General features: G+C 62.7%; 1 protein-coding gene. It reads right to left on the bottom strand.

Annotation, left to right across the window (positions count from 1 at the left end):
• Window positions 1-307 precede the first annotated feature (307 nt).
• The gene (locus G6048_RS48515; RefSeq protein ID WP_165345940.1) at window positions 308-526 is read right to left on the bottom strand and encodes a hypothetical protein; all 219 of its coding nucleotides are present in this window, start codon (window positions 524-526) and stop codon (window positions 308-310) included.
• Between the last annotated feature and the right edge of the window lie 29 nt (window positions 527-555).

The raw sequence follows: 555 nt of genomic DNA, 5'->3' as shown, positions 1-555 counted from the left end.
CCACCCTCATCTCGAGACACACGCACCGCTTTCGACCAAGAGGACTGACAGCCCGCCGTTCGACACTGGCACTGCGGCCCCATACCGCAATAGCCGCCGTCCACCCAGGCCCTCACGGGCCACGGAAAGAACGGCGGCTACTGTGTCCTCAGTGGATGAGGATGTCACCCCATCCACCTTCAGGGAAAGACGCTTTCAGGTTGAGTTCACGATTCCCAAGGGAATCGCGAAGGGATGCCCCTGACCGCCGAACTGAAATCGAGCGATCACAACCCGGCTCCAGAGGGATCAGCCCATCCCTTCACACCTACAGCAGCCCGAGCTCAACCGGGATTGAGGCCGTGGCGGTGTTGGAGTTGGTGTTGGCGTTCTCGTTGTTGCTGACGTTGGCGTTCTCGATGGTGATGGAGGGCCCGTCGCCGCCCCCGTAGCCGCCTTCGGAGGCGCTGGCAGCCGCAGCGGAACCAGCAAGGAGGGCCACCGCCACGAGGGCCGAGGCAGCACCGCGCTTCATGGTCTTGCGCATTTGGTATCTCCGTTCTGTTTCTTCCCCGT

This window comes from Streptomyces ureilyticus, assembly GCF_011045025.1.
Taxonomy (GTDB): domain Bacteria; phylum Actinomycetota; class Actinomycetes; order Streptomycetales; family Streptomycetaceae; genus Streptomyces; species Streptomyces ureilyticus.
The sequence above is the reverse complement of the archived record's forward strand: the minus strand, read 5'-3'. Positions and strand labels throughout refer to the sequence as shown.

Bases quoted from the DNA above. Each gene is read 5' to 3' on its own strand.
- G6048_RS48515 (WP_165345940.1), bottom strand. From the start codon at position 526: ATGCGCAAGACCATGAAGCGCGGTGCTGCCTCGGCCCTCGTGGCGGTG.